The organism is Sphingomonas sp. PR090111-T3T-6A (assembly GCF_000383095.1).
Taxonomy (GTDB): domain Bacteria; phylum Pseudomonadota; class Alphaproteobacteria; order Sphingomonadales; family Sphingomonadaceae; genus Solisphingomonas.
The window spans coordinates 408,093-429,243 of sequence record NZ_AORL01000021.1; the positions used below are offsets into that span (position 1 = coordinate 408,093).

Here is a 21,151-nt window from a genome sequence, read left to right on the forward strand (position 1 = left end):
TGGACGTCTCTGCCTCCGATCGTTTTCCCGGACAGTCCGGCGCGCGCCGCGGAAGCCGTCATATGCGGATGCTGCTCAGTTCGGCTGGCCGACGCGTCGGGCTGCTGCGCGCGTTCCGCTCCGCTGCCGAGGAATTGGGCGTTGCGCTTGAGATCTTCGCTTGCGATCTGGAGCCGGAATGGAGTTCGGCCTGCCGCGAAGCGGATCATGCCTTGGCTGTCCCTCCCGCGCCATCGCCCGATTATATCGATGCGGTGCTGGGCATCTGTGAACGCCATGGCATCGCGCTGGTAGTGCCGACGATCGACACCGAGCTTGTGCAATACAGCCACGCCCGCGAGCGCTTCGCGGCAATCGGTACGACGGTCTCCATCGGAAGCCCCGCGATCGTCGAGATGGCGCGGGACAAGCTGGCGACGGCGCGTTTCCTTGCGGCTGCGGGCATTGCCTCGCCCCGGACGGCCAGCGCGGAGGAACTGCTCGACGACGATGCGGAATGGCCCTGGCCGCTGCTCGCCAAGCCGCGCCATGGAAGCTCGAGCCGGGGCATCCAGATCGTCTATGATCGCGACGAATTGCGGCCCCTGACGACTATGGAGCCCTATGTGGTGCAGGAGATGCTGCGCGGGCGCGAGTTCACCGTGAACATCTTTTTCGACGAGCACGGCGCGCTGCACAGCGCCATTCCGCACGAGCGGCTGAAGGTGCGTGCCGGTGAGGTCGAGAAGGCGGTGACGGTGCGCGATCCGGTGCTGTGCGCCATGGCACGCGATCTCGGAGCGGCGCTGGATGGGGCATTCGGCGCGATGTGTTTCCAGGCGATCATGGATGGCGAGGGCCGCGCCTCGTTGTTCGAGATCAACGCCCGCTTCGGCGGAGGCTATCCGCTCGCCCATCAGGCGGGAGCGACCTTCACCCGCTGGCTGCTCGAACAGGCGCTGGACTTGCCGCGCTCGGTCCACGACGCATGGAAGGCCGGCGTGGTGATGCTGCGCTACGACGACGCGGTGTTCGTGTGACCTGCCGTCCCACGATCGATGCCGTGATCGTGTTCGACCTCGACGACACCCTCTATCTGGAGCGCGACTATGTGGAGAGCGGGCTCCATGCTGTGGGCCGGTGGATGGAGCGGCAGCTCGGCATCGCCCATGCCGGCGGTGCGATGGTCGAGCAATTCCGGGCGGGTGCGCGGGGCCATCTCTTCGATGCGGCGCTTGCTTCGGCAGGAGTGCCGGATGCCGAGGGGCTGATACCTCGAATGGTGCAGGTCTATCGGCAGCATCGGCCTGCCATCACGCTGGCGGAAGATGCAATGCGCTTCCTCTCGCATCGACCGGGGCGGACCGGGTTCGCCATCATCACCGACGGCTATCTGGACGCGCAGCGGCGCAAGATCCGTGCGCTCGGGCTCCATCGGCTCGGCGTGGAGATTGCCGTCTGCACCGATCGCTGGGGACGGCAGGACTGGAAGCCGGCGCGCCGCGCCTTCGAGCGTGTCCAGTCCTTCTTCGCCTTGCCGGCCAGTGCCTTCGCCTATGTCGCGGACAATCCCGAAAAGGATTTCGTCGCGCCCCGCCGCATGGGCTGGCGGACGGTGCAGATCAATCGCCCCGGCCGCCTGCGCGAGGGCGTCGCGACCCCGGCGGACCCTGCCGAACGGGAGATCGACAGTTTCGACGGACTGCTGGCCTGAAGGGCCCGCGCGGGAAAAGTTCCCGCCGGAAGAGGCGTACCCATTTCGGATGCCGGACCGATATCCACATGCACCTTGCGCAGACTTACTGGGAGGTCGCTTTACGCTACGGCGTGATGCATAGACGACATCGAGTGACAACCTCGGATGACGAGTTCTCGCGTGGGTCATGCGATGAACCCAACAGAGTGGCGCCGGGGGGAGTGTGGGTCCATCTATTATTTGAGCGCATCAAGTTGTGCGTGCGTTGCGCTCTGTCCGTGATCTGGGGATTCCTTCACGGATTTGCTGGCCCCCATTCCTTTACGGTGCAAAGGGGGCAGCCTTGCACGCACATCTCAATATCGCGATCGTCAGCCAGAACGAGATCGAGGGCGAGGGTCTCCGTCGGATATTGACGGAGCAGTCCTTCGACGTTCTCGGTGTCCATCGCGACTATCTCGACCTCGATCTGGAGCACTGGGACGATGCGCCGGGCAGCGTTCCCCTGGTCATCGTCGATGCCAACAGCGAGGAGGAGGGGCTTGAGACGTGCCGCTACGTCCATGACCGCTGGCCTCAGTGCAAGATCGTCATCATCGCCACCGACTGCCAGAGCCGCGCCGTGGCCGAGGCTTTCCACGCGGGGATAGACGGCTATGTCGGCAAGCATATCTCCTGCGCGAGCCTTGCCGAGATGCTGAAGCTGGTGGCGCTGGGCGAGAAGATGATCCCGTCGCAGGTGATCTTCGATCTCGCCTCGCTCAAGGCCGATGGCGGGCTCGACGAGATCAAGGTCTCGACGGGGGATGCCAACCTTTCCGATCGCGAGATCGAGATTCTCAAGGGGCTGATCCGGGGCGAGCCGAACAAGGTGATCTCGCGCCGGCTGCTGATCACCGAGGCTACCGTCAAGGTCCACGTCAAGTCGATCCTTCGCAAGCTCGGCGTGATGAACCGGACGCAGGCGGCGATCTGGGGAATGAGCCACGGGCTGACGGGCGGCCTCCAGGCCGCTCCCGTCGCCGCGTCGGCGGGCGGAATGATGAACGGTGCCGGCGGCGGAGCTTTCGGAGGCGGAGGCGCCTACCTCAGCTGACGAGGGCTCGGCTCGGACGACTTATCGAGGGGGACGGGATGCAGAATGCCAATGCCCTCATCATGCCGGGGCAAGGCCTTGACGGTCAGGCATATACGATGCGGGCGGCGCACCAGCAGCCGGGCACGCGAACAGGCTATCTGGGGATTGCGGATTCGCTCAGGATCATCAGGCGCAGGCGGTGGCTGATCCTGCTGGTGGTGGCGGCGGTCGTGCTGCTGACCATGCTCTATCTGTCGCAGACCCAGCCGATCTACAGCAGCACCACCACCGTGATGGTTCCGCCGCCCGACCAGAATGTGCAGTCCGCCCCCGGCGCGCCGACGCTGGCGCCAAGCCCGAACGAGGAAACGGCGATCCAGACGCGGGTGGAGCTTCTCCAGTCGCGCTCGCTGGCGCGGCAGACGGCCGAGAGCCTGCAACTGTCCCACGATCCCGAATTTGCGCCGGGCCCCGGCGGGCCGGGCTTCCTCGACAGCTTCCTGAGCTTTCTGCAACCCGGCGTGAACGTCGCCCTGTCACCCAGCCAGAAAGCGCTGGCGGCTGAGCGGGCGCGCTCCGAGGCGGTGACCGATCACCTGATGGGGCACCTCAATGTGGCGCGGGACGGGCGTTCCAACGTCATCAGCATCACGGCGTCTTCGGCCGATCCGGTCAAGGCGGCGCGGATCGCGAACCGGCTGGTCGATACCTACATCCGCGGCCAGATCGACGACGCGAACGAAACCCGCTCGCAGGAGATCAAGGCGCTCTCCGAACGCGTGAAGGAAGTGCGCGGCTATCTCCAGAATGCGGACATGGCGGCGGCATCCTATCGCAAGCAGCACGGCCTCATGAACTCCCGCCCGGAGGACAGCGGCTCGCTCCAGGCGACGCAGATCGCCGGCCTGCTGGCACAGGCGCAGGCGGACACGGCATCGGACGCCCGCAAGGCCGCGCCCACCGTGATGCCCGAGGGCGGCGTCTCGGCCTCGTCGGCGCTGTTGACCGATCTGCGCGGACAGGAAGCCCTCCTCACCCGCAAGCTGGGCGAACTCACCAGCTTCTATGGCCCCGGCTATCCGGATGTCGCCAAGACGCAGGCCGAGCTGACGGCACTGCGTGCCCGCATCGATCAGGAAACGGCGCGTCTCACGGCGGACCTGAACAGCCAGGCCTCGGCCAGCCAGGCACGATCCGGCTCGCTCAGCGCGGCGATCGCGGGCTTGCGGAGCCGCTCGTTCAACGACGATACCACGGCCGTGCCGCTCCGCGCGCTCGAACGCAATTCGGATGCGGTCAACACGCTCTACACCACGCTGCTCAACCAGTTGAACGCCAAGATCGGCCAGACGCCCGATCTCGACCCGGACATCACCCGCATCTCTCGCGCGCCGGTGCCGGACGAGCCAAGCTATCCGCTGCCCAAGCGCGTGCTGGCGGTGGCTTTCGTGGGCGCGCTCGCGCTCGGCACGCTGCTGGCTTTCGTGATCGAGGCGATGGACACCAAGCTGCGGACGTCCGAGCAGGTGCAGCGCCTGCTCGGCATCCCGACCCTCGCCATGATCCCGGAGATGGAGGACGACGAGGGGCCGGTGCATTCGATCGTCGCCGGCCGGCCGCGTTCCCGTTTCGCCGAGGCGATGCGCAACCTGCTGATCGAGCTGGAAACCCGCATCGAGAAGGAAGGGCCGAAGATCGTCGTCGTGACATCGCCACTGGAGGACGAGGGCAAGAACACCATCGCCGCCAGCCTGGGCGCGGCGGCGGCGGTGATCGGCCGCCATGCCGTTGTGGTCGATTTCGACCTGCGCCGGCCGGAGTCGGCGGGTTCGAACACGCTGCCTGTGCCGAACGGCGCGGGTGTCGTCGCCTATCTCGCGGATCGGGCGCATGTCGACGAGCTGGCGATCGCGGAGGATGAGCAGCATTTCGCGGTGATCGGCGTGGGCGAGTCGGCGGCCGATCCGGGGGCGCTCATCGCCTCGCCACGCCTGCCGGAGCTGCTGGACCAACTCCGCCAGCGCTTCGAGCTGGTGATCCTCAACGCGCCGCCGATCCTGCCGGTGCGCGACGCCAAGACGCTGGCGGATCACGCGGACGCGACGCTGCTGGTGCTGCGCTGGGGGCGGACGAGCCCGGAGGCCGCCGCAGCCGCGATGGATATCTTCGATCGGCCGGTCACGGGCGCGGTGCTCAACAGGGTCGACTATGAGGTTCACGCCAACCGCCGTTATGGCGATGCGATCCATCATGTCGCGCAGTCGATGGCTTATTATGATCCGGAGCCCGATCAGGGCCGCTGGGGCTGGCTCCGTCGCACGCGGCGTCGCTTCCGCCGCGGCATCAGCCGGACGGCCGAGGCGCTGCACCTCGCCTGAGAACGGTTGGAGGAGGGAGAGGGGCGTGGTCGAAAGGCCGCGCCCCGATCCTCGTCAGGATTGAAGGACCGTATCCGTGGCGCCGCCACGCTCCTCCTTCAGGCCTCGACGCAGCGAAAGCGTCAGGCCGGCGAGCCACACCGTGCCGAACAGCACATGGGCCATGTTCGCACCCATGGCTCCCATCAGATAGATGAGTGGCGCCACCAGACCGTAGAAGGTCCCCGCCGCCGCCAGCACGGTGCGCAGGACGGCCGGTTGCCGCCCCATCGCCAGCAGCGCCGCCCGGCTCGCCGCCCCGCTGATCGTGAGCGCCACCGCGAAGATCTGGATGGTCAGTAGCGGTCCGGCGGCGGCGAAGCGCGCGCCGGCGGCCATCTCGATCGCCCAGCCGCCCAACAGAAGCGCGCCGACGAAGCAGGCCGCACCGAAGCTCGCCAGCACCAGTTCGGTCTGGAGGATGAGGTGGAGGAAGCTCTTGCGTTGCCCGGCTGCCCACATGCGGCTAAGGTCGGGATAGACCACCGCTTCGACCTGGCTCCCAACCTGCTGCACGACGCGGCTCACCCGCTTGGCGATGTGGAACATGCCGGCCGAGGCGGGGTCCGCCAGCCAGCCGACGATCAGCGTGTCGAGCTGTTGCGCGCTGGCCCAGATGGTCAGCGAGAAATTGGCGCCCCAGGTGAAGCGCCAGAGGTCCGGAAAGCGGCTGGAAATCCCGGTCAGGCTCGCGCGGAGGATGCGGGTCGTCCCCTCGCGGTGCAGTGCCCGCATACCGACGAGAATGTTGAGGAGCGTGCCGAAGATCTGCGTCGCGGCCCACACGATCACGAAGCCGGGCAGGCCGGCACCCAGAACGAATGCCAGGGCGCTCGCGGCGAGGCGCGCCAGAGCCGTGATGATCTGAAGTTGCGCGATGATGCGGAAGCGGCCGGTCAGCCGGAAGATGGCGGTCGCGGTTCCGTTCATGTTGAAGAGGAGCGAGATCATGTAGATCAGCGCCGTCCCTACCGCCGCCCAGCCGATGCCGAACACGAAATGCGCGGCGACGGAAAGAAGGCTCGCTGTGGCCCACGCGCCGGCGCTTCCCAGGCCATCGAGCAGCAGCCCGAACTTGTAGAGCGAGCGCAGATCATCGCGCTGGGATTGCGGGTCCAGCGTCGCGCCATAGCGGATCAGGGGCTGCCAGGACTGGAAGCTCAGCAGCCGCTCGCAGGCCTGCCCCAGCGTCAGGATCAGGGCCAGCACGCCATAATCCTTCGGCCCCAGCGAGCGGGCGGCGAGCGCGATCGACAGCAGGCTGAGGCATACGGTGGCGGAGGTGCCGGTCAGCAGGTGGCCGACCGAGCGGACTCGATGGTGACGAAGGGCAGCGAACGCCCGCGCGAACAGATGGCTGGAACGAGCCTGTCCGGCGCCGACATCCCCATCGGTCATCATTCGCCCCCTCTGGCCCGTATGAAATCGATGGGCCGTCGCGCGCGCCGGGTGCAGCCTGTCAGCCGTCGTAATCCGAAATTCCTCGCGCCCGCGCGGGCCTCACGCGGTTACAAAATCGCGGGAGGGTGGTCATGGCGATCACGGCAACCAAATTCTTTTCGCTCGATCCCGCGCGCCTGACGCCGGACGTGGAGGACAGCTTCTTCACGGACCTCAAGACGTACAACAACACCTTCAAGCGGACGGCGAGCCATCGCTTCCGCGATCTTGACGATTGCTGCGTGCGCCATTTCGACGAGATGGGCGTCAGGCTGGCGGAAGTGCTCGATATCGGCGTTTCGTCGGGCAGCACCACGCTGGATTTGTGCGACCGGCTGCACGCTGCCGGACAGTCAGCCCGGATCGTGGGGACGGACCTGTCGCTGACCGGCTATCTCATGCCGGTGATGCCGGGGTTGCGCGTGCTCGTCGACGAGAACGGGCATCCGCTGCAATATGAGGTGTTCGGCAAGGCGATCCGGGCATGGGGCCGACGCGCGGACTATGTCACCGGCATGATCTTCGTGCGCGGATTGCTCCATTTCCTGTGCGAGGATCGGGTGCATCGCCGGCTGCACGAGCATGACGGATCGCTCCGCCCGCTCCAGCTCCTGAGCCCCAGGCTGAGGAACCGGGCGGACATCCGCATCGAGAAGAACGACATCTTCAGCCGTACCGGCCATTTCGTCGAGCGGTTCGACTTCATCCGCGCCGCCAACATCCTGAACCACGGTTATTTCGATGAAACGACGCTCCGGCGCGGCTTCGCCAATGTGGTGAGCTATCTTTCCGGTCCCGGCGCATGGCTGCTGGTGGCGCGGACAAACGGCGCCGCCAACGCCGCGACGCTGTTCCGCGTGTCGCCCGACGGGCGGCGGTTGCTGGTGGTGGACAGGATTGGCGGCGGATCGGAGGTCGAGCGGCTGGCGCTCTGGGCGCCACTGCCTTTCCGGCGGATGGAGGCGTCATGATGCCGGCGACGGTCTGCTTTCCGTTCGTCGGCAAGCTGGTCGGGGGGAGCCATATCTCCGCGCTGGGGCTGATCCGCAAGCTCGACCCGCAGCGTTTCCGCCCGCTCATCCTGCTGCAGCATGGAGAAGGGGCGATCGCCGACCTGTTCGCGGGGGCGGGGCTTTCCTGCGAGGTGGGGCCGTCCACACCCCCTCTCGAGCATGGCCGGCCGATCGGTCCGGCGACCGCGTTCCGTCTGCTGTCGTCGACGCCGCGTCTCGCGCGTTTCCTCCGGCAACGCGGCATCGGGATTGTCCATTGCAACGATGGCCGCACGCTGGCGACCTGGGCCTTGCCGACGAAACTCGCGGGGGCGCGGCTGTTCTGGCACCATCGCGGATCGCCCAACGCGGCAGGGCTGAGGTTCGTCGCGCCGGTGCTGGCGGACCGGGTGGCGACCGTCTCCCGCTTCGCCGCGCCGGAACCCGGCTGGTATTCGGCCGCCTCCCGCACCCGGATCATCCCCAGTCCGTTCGACACGCAGACCCGCTATGATCGCGATGCCGCGCGGCGGGCCGTGCTCGCGCTGCTGCCGGGTGCCGGGCCGGAGACGCGTGTGGTGGCCTTTTCCGGCGCGCTGATCGATCGCAAGCGTCCGCTGCTCTTCGTGAGGGCGATGGCCGCGCTCCGGCGTCAGGCTCCGGATAGGGACATACGAGGCGTCATGCTCGGCGAGGCGCTCGATGACATGCTGGAGCGTGTCCACGCGCTGGCCGCGGAACGGGGAATGGACGACCGCCTCCACTTCCTCGGCTTTCGGACGCCGGGCGCGCAATGGCTGGCCGGGTGCGACCTGCTGATGGTGCCGGCGATCGATGAACCTTTCGGACGAACGCTTGTCGAGGCCATGCTGGTCGGCACGCCGGTGGTGGCGACGGCGTCGGGCGGCAATGTCGAAGCGATCCGCGACGAAGCGACCGGCCTGCTGGTGCCGCCGGAAGACCCGGAAGCGCTGGCGGCGGCGTGTCTGGGCCTGCTGTCCGATCCCGCCCGCCGGGCCGCCATCGCGGATACGGCGCGCGCGGACGCCGCCGAGCGCTTCGGCGAGGCGAAACATGCCGATGCGATCATGGCGCAATATTCGGATCTGCTGACCGGTCTCCGAACCGGAGATCGAACATGGGCAGGGGCATTGAGCGGGGAAGGGCGCTGATGGCGTCCGTAGGTGTCGTGGCCCGGACATCGGGAACGGCGAACGCTGGCCGGGCCATGCTTCTGCGGATCGCGGCCTGGGGTCTGGTCGCGCTGCTGCTTGTCGGCCTGTTCGGCCGCATCATGACCTACCCCCTCTCGCACGACGAGCAGATCCATGTCTCCGCCGCGCGACTGATCTTCCACGAACCGCTCTACGGAGTGGTCGGCTACAACCATCTGCCGGGCCTGCCGCTGCTTCTCGGCGGAATCTATGCGATGACAGGCACGACGTCCCTCCTGCTGGCGGGGCGTCTGCTGATCTTCGGCTGCTGGCTGGCGACGGCAAGCGTGTTGTGGCTGATCGTCCGCCATTATCGGGGCGGGCCGGCCATGCTGCTGGTCGCGATGCTCGTGCTGGGGGCAGGGACGCTGCTCGGGCCGGCGGGGATGGTGACCACCAACAATTTCCTGCCCGTTCCTTTCGCGTTGCTGGGCGCGCATTGCATCATCGTCGGGCTGGACGGCGGGCGGGTGCGGCCATGGCTTATCTTTTTCGCAGGATGCGCGGTGGGCGCGGCGATCCTGCTGAAGATCAGCTATGTGATGCTCCTTCCGCCCGTGGTGATCGCGGCGATGATCGAGCCGCGCGGCCTGCCGCTGGTCGACCGTATCCGGCTGGTGCTGCTGCCGCTGCTCGCCGGCGGGATGTTGGGAGGGCTTCCGATCCTCGTCGTCGGGGCGAGCGACCCGCAGATGCTGCTTGCGCATACCGTGCGCTACTTCACCGGCGGGCATCTCGCTTATTGGGAGCATTCCACCGAGCCCAAGATCATGAGCTTCCGGGACAAGCTGGCTCTGGCGGGAAGCGTGTGGCTGCTGAGTTCCGGCTTGCTTTCCAGCGTGCTGGCGCTGGGTTTCGCCTGGCTTGTCGGCCGACGCGATCCGGCCCGGTTGCGCCGTTGGCCGATCCTTTTCCTGATCGCGATCATCGGCATCGCGGCGCTGCTCTCCTTCGTGCCGACGCCCGCCTTTCCCCAATATTATGAACCCCCGGTGCCCTTCGTGCTGCTGCTCGCCATCATGCTGTACGGCGAGGTGGAGGAGCCCACTCGTCGTCGTTTATGGCCATTGATGGCGGGGGTGTCGGTGCTGGCGCTCGGCCTCATCGCGCCGAGGTTCCTGCCTCATATGACCGCGATCGCGCATCCGTCGCGCTGGACGGGGACCAGGATCCACGCGGAGGGAGAGCGTATCCGCGCCGAACTCGCAGCCAGAGGCGAGCGCGGGAAGGTGTTGACCTTGCAGCCCATCCTGCCGCTGGAAGGGCGGCTCCCCCTCTATCGGGAGTTCGGGGCCGGCCCCTTCATCTATCGGGTCGCGGACTATATTGCGCCCGCCGATCGCCGGTTCTTCACGACGACATCGCCGGGAGCCTTGTCCGCCTTTCTCGATGCCGATCCCCCGGCCGCGATCGTGACGGGGCGCGAGGCCGCGCTGGACCCCGCCTTCGTCGCCTACGCGCGCTCCCGTGGCTATGCCGAGGTGATGACGGGTAATCCGCGGATGCAGCTCTTCATCCGCCCCGTCACCAGGCTCGCCCCTATTGCTCCGACGCTGTAGACCTTTCGGGTGAGCCTGGCGTCGATGGTATAGTTGCCTACGGGGCCGGCCACTAATTCCCCTGCGCAGGGCGGCGGGACTGGCGAACGCGCTATCTTTCCTCCAGCCGGCACGCCGCCGGCCCATTGGTCGGGGGGACACCATGCAAACGGTGCTTCTGGCAGGGGGACTGGGGTCCCGGCTTTCCGAAGAGACGGTGCGTATCCCCAAGCCCATGGTGGAGGTCGGCGGGCGGCCGATCATGCTCCATGTCATGGACATCTACGATCATTGGGGCCAGCATGATTTCATCATCGCCTGCGGCTACAAGTGCATGATGATGAAGGCGTTTTTCAACAATCTTCATCTCATGAACAACGATTTCACGGTCACGCTCGGCACCGGGCGGATGAACCTGCGCCCCTGTCGCAAGATGGAGTGGAACGTGTCGGTGGTCGACACCGGCGAAGCGACGATGACGGGCGGCCGCTTGCTTCGCCTGCGGGACTGGATCGGCGACGAGACCTTCATGGTCACCTACTCCGACGGCGTGGGGAATATCGACATCGACGCGTTGCTGGCCTTCCATCGCGCGCATGGCGGGCTCGCCACGGTGACGGCGGTGCAGCCGCCCGCGCGCTTCGGCAATCTCGAGCTGGCGAAAGGCGATCGCGTCGCCGCCTTCACCGAGAAGGTCCAGAACTACGAGACGTGGATCAACGGCGGCTTCTTCGTCTTCGAGCCCGGCGTGTTCGATTATCTCGAAGGGGATCATGAGCCGCTGGAACAGTCGCCACTCGCCCGGCTGGCCGCCGACGGGCAGCTCTTCGCCTTCAAGCACAAGGGCTTCTGGCATCCCATGGACACGGTGCGCGACCGCGAGCAGCTGGAGCGGCTCTGCGCGGAGGGCACACCGCCCTGGCTCCGGTTCGAAGAGCGTTCCGATCCTGCCATGCGCCCGATGATCTATGCCTGAGTTGCCGGGCGAGGATGACGGGCTGGCGGAGGCGCTCGCCGGACGCAAGGTGCTCGTCACGGGGCATAGCGGCTTCAAGGGCGGCTGGCTGTGCCTCTGGCTGGAGCGGATGGGCGCGCGGGTGGTGGGCATCTCGCTGCCGCCGCCGACAACGCCTTCCTTCTACGAAGCCGTCGGCCTCGACAGGCTGATCGACAGCCGCTTCGCCGACATCCGCGATCCGGAGGCGCTGGGGCGGGTGGCGAACGGCGTCGATGCGGAGCTGGTCTTCCATCTCGCCGCGCAGCCGATCGTCCGGCGTTCCCATCGCCTTCCGGCCGAGACCTTCGCCACCAACGTCACGGGCACGGCGAACGTCCTCGATCTGGCGCGGGCAATGCCGTCGCTCCGGGCCGTCGTCGTCGTCACCAGCGACAAATGCTACGACAATCGCGGCTGGAGCTGGCCCTATCGCGAGACGGATCGGCTGGGCGGTACCGATCCCTACAGCGCGTCCAAGGCCTGCACCGAGCTGGTGGCGGAATGCTATCGCCGGCTGTGGTTCGCCGACCCCGAAGGTCCGCAACTGGCAACGGCCCGCGCGGGCAACGTCATCGGTGGAGGGGATTGGGCGGAGGACCGGCTGGTGCCCGACATCGTGCGCGCGGCCAGCAATCACCTGCCGCTCTTCATCCGCAATCCGCGCAGCATCCGTCCTTGGCAGCATGTGCTGGAGCCGCTCTCCGGCTATCTGCTGCTGGCCGCCCGGCTGTTGTCGAACGGCAGAGCCTCCTTTTCCGGTGCCTGGAATTTCGGGCCGTCGAGTGAGCAGACGGTCGATGTCGAGACGTTGGCACGGGCGATCATGGCCTGCTCGCGCGAACTCGACCTGCCGATCCGCTTCGGGGCCGAGATCGACGCGCCGCATGAGGCGAGCGTGCTCAAGCTCGACAGCAGCAAGGCCCATGCGGAACTCGGCTGGTCGCCCCGGCTGACGGTGGAGCAGACGCTCAGCCTCACCGCCGAATGGTACGCCGCCTATCTGCGTGGCGAGCCGGACATGCGGGAGATCAGCCGCGCACAGCTCGCGGGCTATCGAGGCCTCCGGTCTTCGACTGGCAGGGAAGGGCTTCGCCGATGCGCGTGAACTACGGACAGAGCGTCCATTCCGAAGCGGAGATCGACGCCGTGGTGAGCGTGCTGCGCAGCTCGACGCAGATGGGCGAGCGGGTGCGCGCCATGGAGGCGCGGGTATCCGCCCTGTTCGGCAAGCGCCATGGCATCATGGTCAATTCGGGCTCCTCCGCCAATTATCTGGCGATCGAGCTGCTCGGGCTGCCGGAGGGCAGCGAGATCATCACTCCGGCGCTCACCTTCGCCACCACCGTCGCGCCGATCGTGCGGCATCGGCTGGTGCCGGCCTTCGTCGATGTGGAGGAGGGCACCTACAATATCGACGCCGGGCGGATCGAGGCGATGATCGGCCCGAACACGCGGGCGATGATGATCCCCTCGCTGATCGGCAATCTACCCGATTGGGATCGCATCCGCGCCATTGCGGACCATCACGGCCTGATGGTGGTGGAGGACAGCGCCGATACGCTGGGCGCGACGCTCGGCGGCCGAAGCACGGGCGCTCGGTCCGAGATCAGCACGACCAGCTTCTACGGCTCTCACGTCATCAATGCGGCGGGCAATGGCGGCATGGTCTGCGTGCGTGACGACGAGCTGGCGCGGCGAGCCCGGCTGCTGCGCTCCTGGGGACGGACCTCCTCGCTGTTCGTGGACTCGGAAGCGGCCGAGGCGCGGTTCGACATCGAGGTGGACGGCATTCCCTATGATGCGAAGTTCGTGTTCGAGGCGCTGGGTTACAATCTCGAACCGTCGGAGATGGGCGCGGCCTTCGGCCTCGTTCAGCTCGATCGGCTGGAGGATAATATTCGCCGCCGCATCGATCATTTCGAACGCCAGCGGGCCTTCTTCGCCGAATATGAGGATTGGTTCGTCCTTCCCCGGCAGATGGAGGCGGCAAGGAGCGGATGGCTGGCCTTCCCGCTCACCATCCGGGGCGACGCGCCCTTCTCGCGGCGGGAGATGCAGAGGTGGATGGAGGAGCGCGACATCCAGACGCGACCTGTCTTCACCGGCAACGTGTTGCGTCAGCCGGCTATGGCGAACGTCTGCCATCGGGCCGCGCCGGAAGGCTATCCGATGGCGGACGTCGTGATGCGGGGTGGAATCCTGCTTGCCTGCCATCATGGACTGGACGAGGCGCAGATCGATCATATGCACCGGAGCTTCCGCTCCTTCGCGGACTGCCACGCCGCGTCCCGGCCGAGCCATGCCGCTTGCGCCGCCTGATCCGGCTTCGAGGGGCGGACGTGTCCTCATCACCGGGGCGGCGGGGTTCGTCGGCTCGCATCTGACGCGGCGCTGTGTGGCGGAGGGGCGGGAGGTCCACGTCCTGCTCCGGCCCGAAACGGATGCGGAGCGGCTGAAGGACATCCTGCCTGCGATCCGGGTGCATCGGCTGCTGATCGGAGACCGGGCTGCCCTTCGTGCCTGCCTCGACGGGGCTCGGCCGACCCATATCTATCACCTCGCCTTCGGCACCGCGCGGCGACACGACCGGAGCCTCTCCGGCGCGGCGCCCCTGATCAGCGATCTTGCGGATCTGCTGGTGCTGGTGGAGCAGGCAGCCGACAGCACGCCGCCTCCACGCTTCTTCCTGCGCACAGGCTCCATCGCGGAATATGGCGAGGCTCCGACACCTTTCCGCGAGGAACAGCGCGAGCAGCCCAACACCGCCTATGCGGCCGCCATCGTCGCCGGCACGCACTATGCGGGGGCGGTGGCGCCCTCGTTGCCGTTCCCGCTCGTGACCGCCAGGCTGGCGCTGGTCTACGGGGCAGGGCAGGCGGCGGACTTCCTCGTGCCGGGGCTGGTATCGGCCTATCTTTCGCGTCAGCCCTTCACGATCCGGCGACCGCTGGATCGGCGTGATCCGATCCATGTCGAGGATGCCGTCGACGCGCTCTGTCGGCTCGCGGATGCTCCGCCGGAGGGCGGCACGATCGTCAACATCGGTTCGGGCGGGACCATCGGCGTGGGCGAACTGGCCGAGCGCATCGCCGGACTGGTGGGGGCGGGCACCGACCATATTCTCCGGATGCCCCAGACCGATCCCGTAGCGCTGCACCTCGCCATCGGCCGCATGCAGGCGCTCACCGGCTGGAGCCCCCGGATTGGCCTCGACGAGGGGCTTGCCGCACTCATCGCGGACATGCGTCGTGGGCGCGTGGCGGAGGCCGCATGAACGCCATCGAGCCGATCCCGACACGCGTATCGGTGCTCGTCCCCGCCTTTCAGGAGGAGGAGACGGTCGAGCGCTGCTATCAGGCCATCGTGGATGTCTTCGCCGGCCTGCCCGGCTATGACTATGAGATCATCTTCACCGACAATCATTCGACCGACCGGACATTCGCCATACTGGCCGGGATCGCCGCACGGGACGGCAAGGTGCGGGTGATCCGCCTTGCGCGGAACTATGGGTATCAGCGCTCTCTGCTGGTGGGTTACAAGAATGCGAGCGGGGCCTGCGCGGTCCAGCTCGATTGCGATCTTCAGGACCCGCCCGAGCTGATCCCCCGGATGCTGGCGCGCTGGCGGGAAGGGCATCAGGTGGTCTACGGCGTCCGCCGCTCGCTTCGTGACGGGGCAGGCACGGCCTTCGCGCGGCGTGCCTTCTACCGCCTGATCGCCGCGCTGAGCGAGGACGACCTGCCGGTCGATGCCGGCGAGTTCCGGCTGGTCGATCGATGCATCCTCGACGAATTGCGCCATGTCCACGACACGTCGCCCTATCTGCGGGGGCTCATCAGCTCGATGGGTTTCTCGCAGGTCGGCATTCCCTATGATCGGGGTATCCGCACGGCCGGGCAGAGCAAATTCCCTCTCCGGCAGATGGTCGCGCTGGCGGTGGACGGGCTGCTGAACCATTCGCTGCTGCCGCTCAGGATCGCGTCCGCAGTGGGGCTGTTCGTGGGCAGCGTCACCTTCCTGCTGATCTTCGTCTATCTGCTGCTGCGGCTGACTTTGGGGGCGGGATGGCCGGCGGGCTTCGCCACCACGACACTGCTGCTCCTGATGTCGATCACGCTCAACGCGCTCTTTCTCGGCATCATCGGCGAATATCTCGGCCGCGTCTTCATGCAGGCAAAGCATCGCCCGTCGCCGCTCGTGGAGGTGGCGCTGAACGCCACGCCGCCGCTGGAGACTCGGATCGGAGAAGAGGCGTCGTCGTGAATGTCGCCATCGGGCAAGTGCTGCGCTTCCTCATCGTGGGTGGCCTCGCGACCCTGACCGACGCGCTGCTCTTCACGCTGCTGGTGACGGGCGGGCTCGATCCCCGGCTGGCGAACATGATCTCCTTCCCGCTGTCGGCGGTGCTGGCATTCCTGCTGCATCGGCATTGGACCTTCGCCGCGCGCGCAGAGCCGGCGGGCGGTCAGGCGCTTCGTTTCACCCTGATGTGTTGCGCGGGGCTGACGCTGTCGACGTCGGTGGTGTGGGCACTGGCACCGCAGCTAGGGCCGTTGCCGGCCAAGGCGATCGCCATCTGCGGAACGGTGGTGTTGAACTTCTCGCTTTCGCGCTGGCTGGTGTTCCGGAGAAGCGCGACCGCGATGAGCTGAGAGGGAACCTCGCAGGGAGCCCCCTCCCGACGGATCAGATGCGGAGGCCTTCCGCCTCGGGCAGGCCAGCCATCAGGTTGAGGTTCTGCACGGCAGCCCCGCTCGCGCCCTTGCCGAGATTGTCGAGCGCGGCGGCGAGGCGGATATGTCCCGTCTTCGGATTGGCGAAGACGAATAGGGCGAGGCGATCCGTATCGCCGACATGTTCGATCGAGAGCGTGCCCATCGAGGCACTCTCCTCCAGCGAGGCGACGCTGACGAGCGGCGAACCCGCATAGCTGTCCGCGATCGCGGCGTGGACCTGCTCCACGGTCGTGTCGCTTGCGAGCCGCGACAGATGGAGCGGCACTTCCACGATCATGCCGCGATAGGTGCTCACCACCGACGGCGCGAAGATCGGCGGGATGGCGAGGCCCGAATGGCGCTGCATCTCGGGCACATGCTTGTGCGCGAGGGAAAGGCCGTAGGGGCGGAAGGCGGTCGGCGTGGTGCCGGCCTCGAACTCGGCTATCATCGCCTTGCCTCCGCCCGAATAGCCCGACGCGGCATTGACGCTGAGCGGCGTCTCCGAACTGAGCAGCCCTTCACGGACCAGAGGCCGAACGAGCGCCAGAAAGCCGGTCGGATAGCAGCCCGGATTGGAGACATAGCGCGCGGAGCGCAGCTCGTCCCGACGCTCGGGCTCGATCTCGGCGAAGCCGTAGGTCCAGCCCTCGGCCGTCCGGTGTGCCGTGGAGGCGTCGATGAAGCGGGTGGTGAGGCCCTCCGCCAGCGCGACCGCCTCGCGGGCGGCATCGTCGGGCAGGCAGAGGATGGCGATGTCCGCGCCCGCCAGCGCCTCGGCACGCGCGCCCGCGTCCTTGCGCCGGTCGTCGGGGAGCAGGCTCAGCGTCACGTCGCTGCGGCCGGAGAGGCGGTCGACGATCTCAATGCCGGTGGTGCCAGCCCCGCCGTCGACGAACACGCGTACAGTCATCCCAGTCTCCGAAGCGCCGTGATGCCCTTTCCTTCGGGCTGGCGCGCTAATACGTCCTGAAGAGGCTCCGTCACCACCCGCATCCAGTGGGCGTTGGCGTGGAGCAGATGGGTATCGTCCGCCATCATGCCAACATGGCCGGGCAGAAAGACGAAATCCCCTCGTCGCAGCGCGCTCCCCTCGGCCAAGGCCTCGCCGAGCGTGGCGGCTTGCTGGTCGGAATCACGCGGTGCCGCGATGCCGGCGAAAGCGAGCGCGAGCTGCACGAGGCCGGAGCAGTCGATGCCATCGCCCGAGCGCCCGCCCCAGCGATAGGGCGTGCCGGTCAAGCGGGCGGCAACCTCGACATAGTCGGCCACCGTCTCGCCGAGCGGGGCGACGTGGCGCTGGTGGACGAAGCCGTTGGCGACGGCGAGGAAGCGGCCATCCTCCCCGGTCGCAGCGATCCGGGCGCCCATGGGCAGCCACTCCACCACCGGAGACTTGATGTCCGGTGCTGCGAAGATGAGCGCGGCGGGCTGCGAGATGATGTGTGTCGGCTTCAGCGCGAGGCCGAGCGCATCGATCGCGACATAGCCCACATAGCCGTCGTGCAGGCTGTAGCCCCACGCCCACTCACCACTGCTGTCGACGACGGCGAAGCCTTCGCCCTTCAGCAGCTCCGATACGGCGGTCGCGCCATGGTTGGGTCCGGCCCGCATCGGTGTCGCGGCAGCGGTGCAGCCATGGACGAGCGGGCGGGCATAATGGGGCGCGAACACCCGGTCCGCCAGCGCGACGTCCGCGATATCCTTGCGCACCGCATGGACGCGCGCATCAAGGCGCAGCGACGGCCCCGCCAGGCAGAAGCGCTCAGGCGTGCGTGGCGTGGGAGACGGGCTGAGGCCGGCGGCGCTCCTTGCCGGCGATGAGGGCTTTGAAGCCTTCAAGGAATTCCGCTCCCAGGCTGGTGCGTGTCACGAAGATGTTGCGACGATCGCGTTCGTCACGTTCGCGGCGCAGATAGCCGAGGCGGCCCAGCGTATTCAAGGCGCGTGTCACGACCGGTTTCGATACGCCGAGCGTTCCGGCCAGACCTCGCACCGTATGGGGGCCACTGGTTCGATAGACGAGCAGCAGGAGCGCCATTTGTCGGTTGGTGAGATCCGGCTGGCCCGACCGGACGTAGGCGACCAGCGCCTCCATCCATGTGCTGAGCGGTTCGTTCTTCACGCTTCGGATGTCCCGTATAGTCCCGCGACCCCTGCCGCCGGATCATATCAGAAACACGCGAAAGCGCCGATCGTTTCCTTGCCGTTCGAAAAGGATTTGAGGCGGCCCGGTCAGCCGCCCCCATAACGGCGGCGCAACATGCTCCACGCCGCGCGAAGGCCCAGCGCTTCCCCGCCTTTCGGGCGGCCCGGCTTGGCCGATGGCATCCAGGCGAAGGTATCGAAATGCGCCCAGGGGATGTCGGCCGGCACGAACTTCTCGAGGAAGAGCGCCGCCGTGATGCTGCCCGCGAAGCCGCCTTCGGGGGCGTTGTTGAGGTCCGCCACGTCGGATTTCAGCATGTCGCGATAGCCGGCCCAGAGCGGCAGGCGCCACAGCGGGTCGGCGCTTTCGTCCCCGGCGGCGAGGAGCGCGGTCGCGATCGCCTCGTCGTTGGCGAACATCGCGGGAAGGTCCGGCCCCAGCGCGACGCGGGCGGCGCCGGTGAGCGTCGCGAAATCGAGGATCAGGTCGGGACGGACGGTGCCTTCGCCCTCGGCTGCGCGGGTGAGCGCGTCCGCGAGGATCAGGCGACCCTCGGCGTCGGTATTGGCGATCTCGACGCTCAGCCCCTTGCGCGAGGTGAGGATGTCGCCCGGCCGCATCGCATCGCCGGCAATGGCGTTCTCGACCGCCGGGATGAGCAAATGCAGCCGCACCGGCAGCTTCGCGCCCATGATGAGATCGGCCAGCGCCAGCGCGTGCGCCGCGCCGCCCATGTCCTTCTTCATGATCCGCATGCCCGACGCGGGCTTGATGTCGAGCCCGCCGGAATCGAAGCAGACGCCCTTGCCGACGATAGCGACGCGCGGATGGCCCGGATCGCCCCATTCCAGCTCGATCAGGCGCGGCCCCCGCGCTGTCGCGGCGGCGCGGCCGACGGCGGCGACCATCGGATAATCATGCTCCAGTGCATCGCCCCGGATCACGCGGGTGCTGGCGCCGTGGCGGTTGGCGATGTCCTCTGCGGCGGCCTGAAGATTGGCCGGCCCCATATCGTTGGGCGGCGTGTCCACCAGATCGCGCACGAGCGCGACGGCGGCGGCCAGTGCCACCGTCTCGTCGATCCGTGCCGCCTCCGGGGTCAGAAGCACGCGCCGCTTCGCCGGCTCGGCATCCTTGTGATAGCGATCGAAGCGATGCTGGGCGAGCAGCCAGCCGAGCGCAGCCACACCCGGCGCGCCCTCGGACAGGCGGAACGTGCCGTCCGGCAGCTTGGCGACGGCGGCCGCGAGATCCCAGGGGCCAACCTTCTCCGGCATGCCGACCGCGCCGGCCCATTCGTCGGCCTTGTTGCCGGGTACGAAGGCGAACTCGCCGGGCTTGCCCTGGAAACCGGCGGCGGCAGCGGCGGCGCGGACGCGCTCCGGCTGGGCGTTGAGCCACTCCTCATAGCCGCCCGCATGCACGAGATGGAGGACATGGGCGGGTTGGCCGCGATCGGCCTGGAGCAGCGAGGCAAAGTCAGTCATGACGCCAACCTACAACGGGACGGCGCGCGCGTCACCCGGAGGTGGCGGATTTCGGCGGTTGCCCGGTGGCTGACGCCCGCCCTTTCGCATGACCTCGAAAGGGCGGGGCGCCGATTTCAGGCGGGCACGCCGTAGAGGTCGTGCTCGTCGGCATCCTCCACCTCGACGCGGACGATGTCGCCCGCCTTGAGGTGGCCTGCGTCGCGGAGGAAGACTTCGCCGTCGATCTCGGGCGCGTCGGCCTTGGAGCGGCCGGTCGCGCCGCCATCCTCGTCCACCGCGTCGATGATGACGTCGAGCGTGCGGCCGATCTTGGCCTGGAGCTTGGCGGCCGAGATCGCGGCCGTCTTCTCCATGATGCGCTGGTAACGCTCTTCCTTCACCTCTTCGGGCACCGGATCGGGCAGGTCGTTCGCCGCCGCACCCTCGACCGGCTCGAAGCGGAAGGCGCCGACGCGATCGAGCTGGGCTTCGTCCAGCCAGTCGAGAAGATATTGGAAATCCTCCTCGGTCTCGCCTGGGAAGCCGACCACGAAGGTCGAGCGGATCGCGATGTCGGGCGCGATCGTGCGCCAGTTCTTGATCCGCTCCAGCACCTTGGCGTCGTTGCCGGGGCGCTTCATCGCTCGTAGCACCTTGGGCGAGGCGTGCTGGAAGGGGATGTCGAGATAGGGGAGCACCAGCCCCTCTGCCATCAGCGGGATCACATGATCCACATGCGGATAGGGATAGACATAATGGAGCCGCACCCAGGCATCGAGCTTGCCCAGCTCGCGCGCGAGGTCGGTCATGTGCGCGCGCACCTCGCCGCCGGACTTCAGCGGATAGGAAGCGTGGCGCAGGTCGACGCCATAGGCCGAGGTGTCCTGGCTGATGACCAGCAGCTCTTTCGTGCCCGCCGCGACGAGCTTCTCGGCTTCGCGCAGGATCGCATCCGGGCGGCGGCTGACGAGATCACCGCGCAGGCTCGGGATGATGCAGAAGGAGCAGCGGTGGTTGCAGCCTTCGGAAATCTTCAGATAGCTGTAGTGCTTGGGCGTGAGCTTGAGATCGCGCTCGGGCACCAGATCGAGATAGGCGGACGGCGTGACCGGCGCCGCCTCATGCACCGCGCCCACCACCTGCTCATATTGATGCGCGCCGGTGACGGCGAGCACATCGGGGAAGCGCTCGCGGATCAGCTCGGCTTCCTTGCCCATGCAGCCGGTGACGATGACGCGGCCATTCTCCGCGATCGCCTCGCCAATGGCTTCGAGGCTCTCTTCCTTCGCGGAATCGAGGAAGCCGCAGGTGTTGACGAGCACCACGTCCGCGCCGGCATAGTCGCCGGACATGGCATAGCCGTCCGAGCGGAGCTTGGTGAGGATGCGCTCGCTGTCGACGAGGTTCTTCGGACAGCCAAGCGATACCATGCCGATCTTCGGCGGGGAGGGGAGTTCTATGGTCATG

Annotated in this window: 19 protein-coding genes; 13 read left to right on the plus strand and 6 right to left on the minus strand. The window is 67.4% G+C overall.

Annotation, left to right across the window (positions count from 1 at the left end; all coding sequences use genetic code 11):
* Positions 1-62 precede the first annotated feature (62 nt).
* From ST3T6A_RS0112050 to ST3T6A_RS0112065, 4 genes are all read left to right on the plus strand, one after another.
* The gene (locus ST3T6A_RS0112050; RefSeq protein WP_019833186.1) at positions 63-1,019 is read left to right on the plus strand and encodes an ATP-grasp domain-containing protein; all 957 of its coding nucleotides are present in this window, start codon (positions 63-65) and stop codon (positions 1,017-1,019) included.
* Positions 1,016-1,693, plus strand: a complete 678-nt coding sequence (locus ST3T6A_RS0112055; RefSeq protein WP_019833187.1) for an HAD family hydrolase — start codon at positions 1,016-1,018, stop codon at positions 1,691-1,693. The genes ST3T6A_RS0112050 and ST3T6A_RS0112055 overlap by 4 nt, the downstream gene beginning before the upstream one ends.
* Before the next feature lie 325 nt (positions 1,694-2,018).
* Positions 2,019-2,771, plus strand: coding sequence for a LuxR C-terminal-related transcriptional regulator (locus tag ST3T6A_RS0112060; protein WP_019833188.1), 753 nt, complete (start codon positions 2,019-2,021; stop codon positions 2,769-2,771).
* Between the two features lie 38 nt (positions 2,772-2,809).
* Complete coding sequence (locus tag ST3T6A_RS0112065) at positions 2,810-5,131, plus strand: GumC family protein (RefSeq protein WP_019833189.1); 2,322 nt, start codon at positions 2,810-2,812, stop codon at positions 5,129-5,131.
* 54 nt (positions 5,132-5,185) lie between these two features.
* Here the strand turns inward: ST3T6A_RS0112065 and ST3T6A_RS0112070 are convergent, their stop codons facing one another.
* Positions 5,186-6,571 (minus strand): lipopolysaccharide biosynthesis protein, encoded by a 1,386-nt coding sequence (locus ST3T6A_RS0112070; protein ID WP_019833190.1) that lies wholly within the window; start codon positions 6,569-6,571, stop codon positions 5,186-5,188.
* 131 nt (positions 6,572-6,702) lie between these two features.
* On the opposite strand from ST3T6A_RS0112070, the gene ST3T6A_RS0112075 reads away from it, so the two are divergent.
* The 9 genes from ST3T6A_RS0112075 (at position 6,703) to ST3T6A_RS0112115 (ending at position 16,003) form a co-directional block, all read left to right on the plus strand.
* On the plus strand, positions 6,703-7,581 hold the full coding sequence (locus ST3T6A_RS0112075; protein ID WP_019833191.1) for a hypothetical protein: 879 nt from the start codon (positions 6,703-6,705) through the stop codon (positions 7,579-7,581).
* Positions 7,578-8,774: a glycosyltransferase family 4 protein gene (locus tag ST3T6A_RS0112080; protein WP_019833192.1), complete on the plus strand. Its 1,197-nt coding sequence runs from the start codon at positions 7,578-7,580 to the stop codon at positions 8,772-8,774. Before ST3T6A_RS0112075 ends, ST3T6A_RS0112080 begins: the two co-directional genes overlap by 4 nt.
* 56 nt (positions 8,775-8,830) lie before the next feature.
* Positions 8,831-10,375 (plus strand): glycosyltransferase family 39 protein, encoded by a 1,545-nt coding sequence (locus ST3T6A_RS0112085; protein ID WP_019833193.1) that lies wholly within the window; start codon positions 8,831-8,833, stop codon positions 10,373-10,375.
* Between the two features lie 142 nt (positions 10,376-10,517).
* A complete protein-coding gene (gene rfbF / locus ST3T6A_RS0112090) occupies positions 10,518-11,330 on the plus strand; it encodes a glucose-1-phosphate cytidylyltransferase (protein WP_026359658.1) in 813 nt (270 codons plus the stop codon).
* A complete protein-coding gene (gene rfbG, locus ST3T6A_RS0112095; RefSeq protein WP_019833195.1) occupies positions 11,323-12,456 on the plus strand; it encodes a CDP-glucose 4,6-dehydratase in 1,134 nt (377 codons plus the stop codon). Before rfbF ends, rfbG begins: the two co-directional genes overlap by 8 nt.
* Entirely contained in the window at positions 12,447-13,670 is a 1,224-nt protein-coding gene (locus ST3T6A_RS0112100) for a DegT/DnrJ/EryC1/StrS family aminotransferase (RefSeq protein WP_019833196.1), read from the plus strand. The genes rfbG and ST3T6A_RS0112100 overlap by 10 nt, the downstream gene beginning before the upstream one ends.
* The gene (locus ST3T6A_RS0112105; protein WP_019833197.1) at positions 13,651-14,625 is read left to right on the plus strand and encodes an NAD-dependent epimerase/dehydratase family protein; all 975 of its coding nucleotides are present in this window, start codon (positions 13,651-13,653) and stop codon (positions 14,623-14,625) included. Before ST3T6A_RS0112100 ends, ST3T6A_RS0112105 begins: the two co-directional genes overlap by 20 nt.
* The gene (locus ST3T6A_RS0112110; protein WP_019833198.1) at positions 14,622-15,614 is read left to right on the plus strand and encodes a glycosyltransferase family 2 protein; all 993 of its coding nucleotides are present in this window, start codon (positions 14,622-14,624) and stop codon (positions 15,612-15,614) included. Before ST3T6A_RS0112105 ends, ST3T6A_RS0112110 begins: the two co-directional genes overlap by 4 nt.
* Positions 15,611-16,003 (plus strand): GtrA family protein, encoded by a 393-nt coding sequence (locus ST3T6A_RS0112115; protein ID WP_019833199.1) that lies wholly within the window; start codon positions 15,611-15,613, stop codon positions 16,001-16,003. The genes ST3T6A_RS0112110 and ST3T6A_RS0112115 overlap by 4 nt, the downstream gene beginning before the upstream one ends.
* 34 nt (positions 16,004-16,037) lie before the next feature.
* On the opposite strand, the gene argC is transcribed toward ST3T6A_RS0112115, so the two are convergent.
* From argC to rimO, 5 genes are all read right to left on the minus strand, one after another.
* The gene (argC, locus tag ST3T6A_RS0112120) at positions 16,038-16,979 is read right to left on the minus strand and encodes an N-acetyl-gamma-glutamyl-phosphate reductase (protein ID WP_019833200.1); all 942 of its coding nucleotides are present in this window, start codon (positions 16,977-16,979) and stop codon (positions 16,038-16,040) included.
* Positions 16,976-17,779 carry a C40 family peptidase gene (locus tag ST3T6A_RS0112125; protein ID WP_019833201.1) on the minus strand — a complete coding sequence of 268 codons (804 nt, stop codon included), beginning with the start codon at positions 17,777-17,779 and terminating at the stop codon, positions 16,976-16,978. Before ST3T6A_RS0112125 ends, argC begins: the two co-directional genes overlap by 4 nt.
* A 52-nt stretch (positions 17,780-17,831) precedes the next feature.
* The gene (locus ST3T6A_RS0112130; protein ID WP_019833202.1) at positions 17,832-18,164 is read right to left on the minus strand and encodes a MarR family winged helix-turn-helix transcriptional regulator; all 333 of its coding nucleotides are present in this window, start codon (positions 18,162-18,164) and stop codon (positions 17,832-17,834) included.
* 137 nt (positions 18,165-18,301) lie between these two features.
* A complete protein-coding gene (locus tag ST3T6A_RS0112135) occupies positions 18,302-19,702 on the minus strand; it encodes a leucyl aminopeptidase family protein (RefSeq protein ID WP_019833203.1) in 1,401 nt (466 codons plus the stop codon).
* A 116-nt stretch (positions 19,703-19,818) separates the two neighbouring features.
* A complete protein-coding gene (gene rimO, locus ST3T6A_RS0112140; RefSeq protein ID WP_026359660.1) occupies positions 19,819-21,150 on the minus strand; it encodes a 30S ribosomal protein S12 methylthiotransferase RimO in 1,332 nt (443 codons plus the stop codon).
* Position 21,151 lies beyond the last annotated feature (1 nt).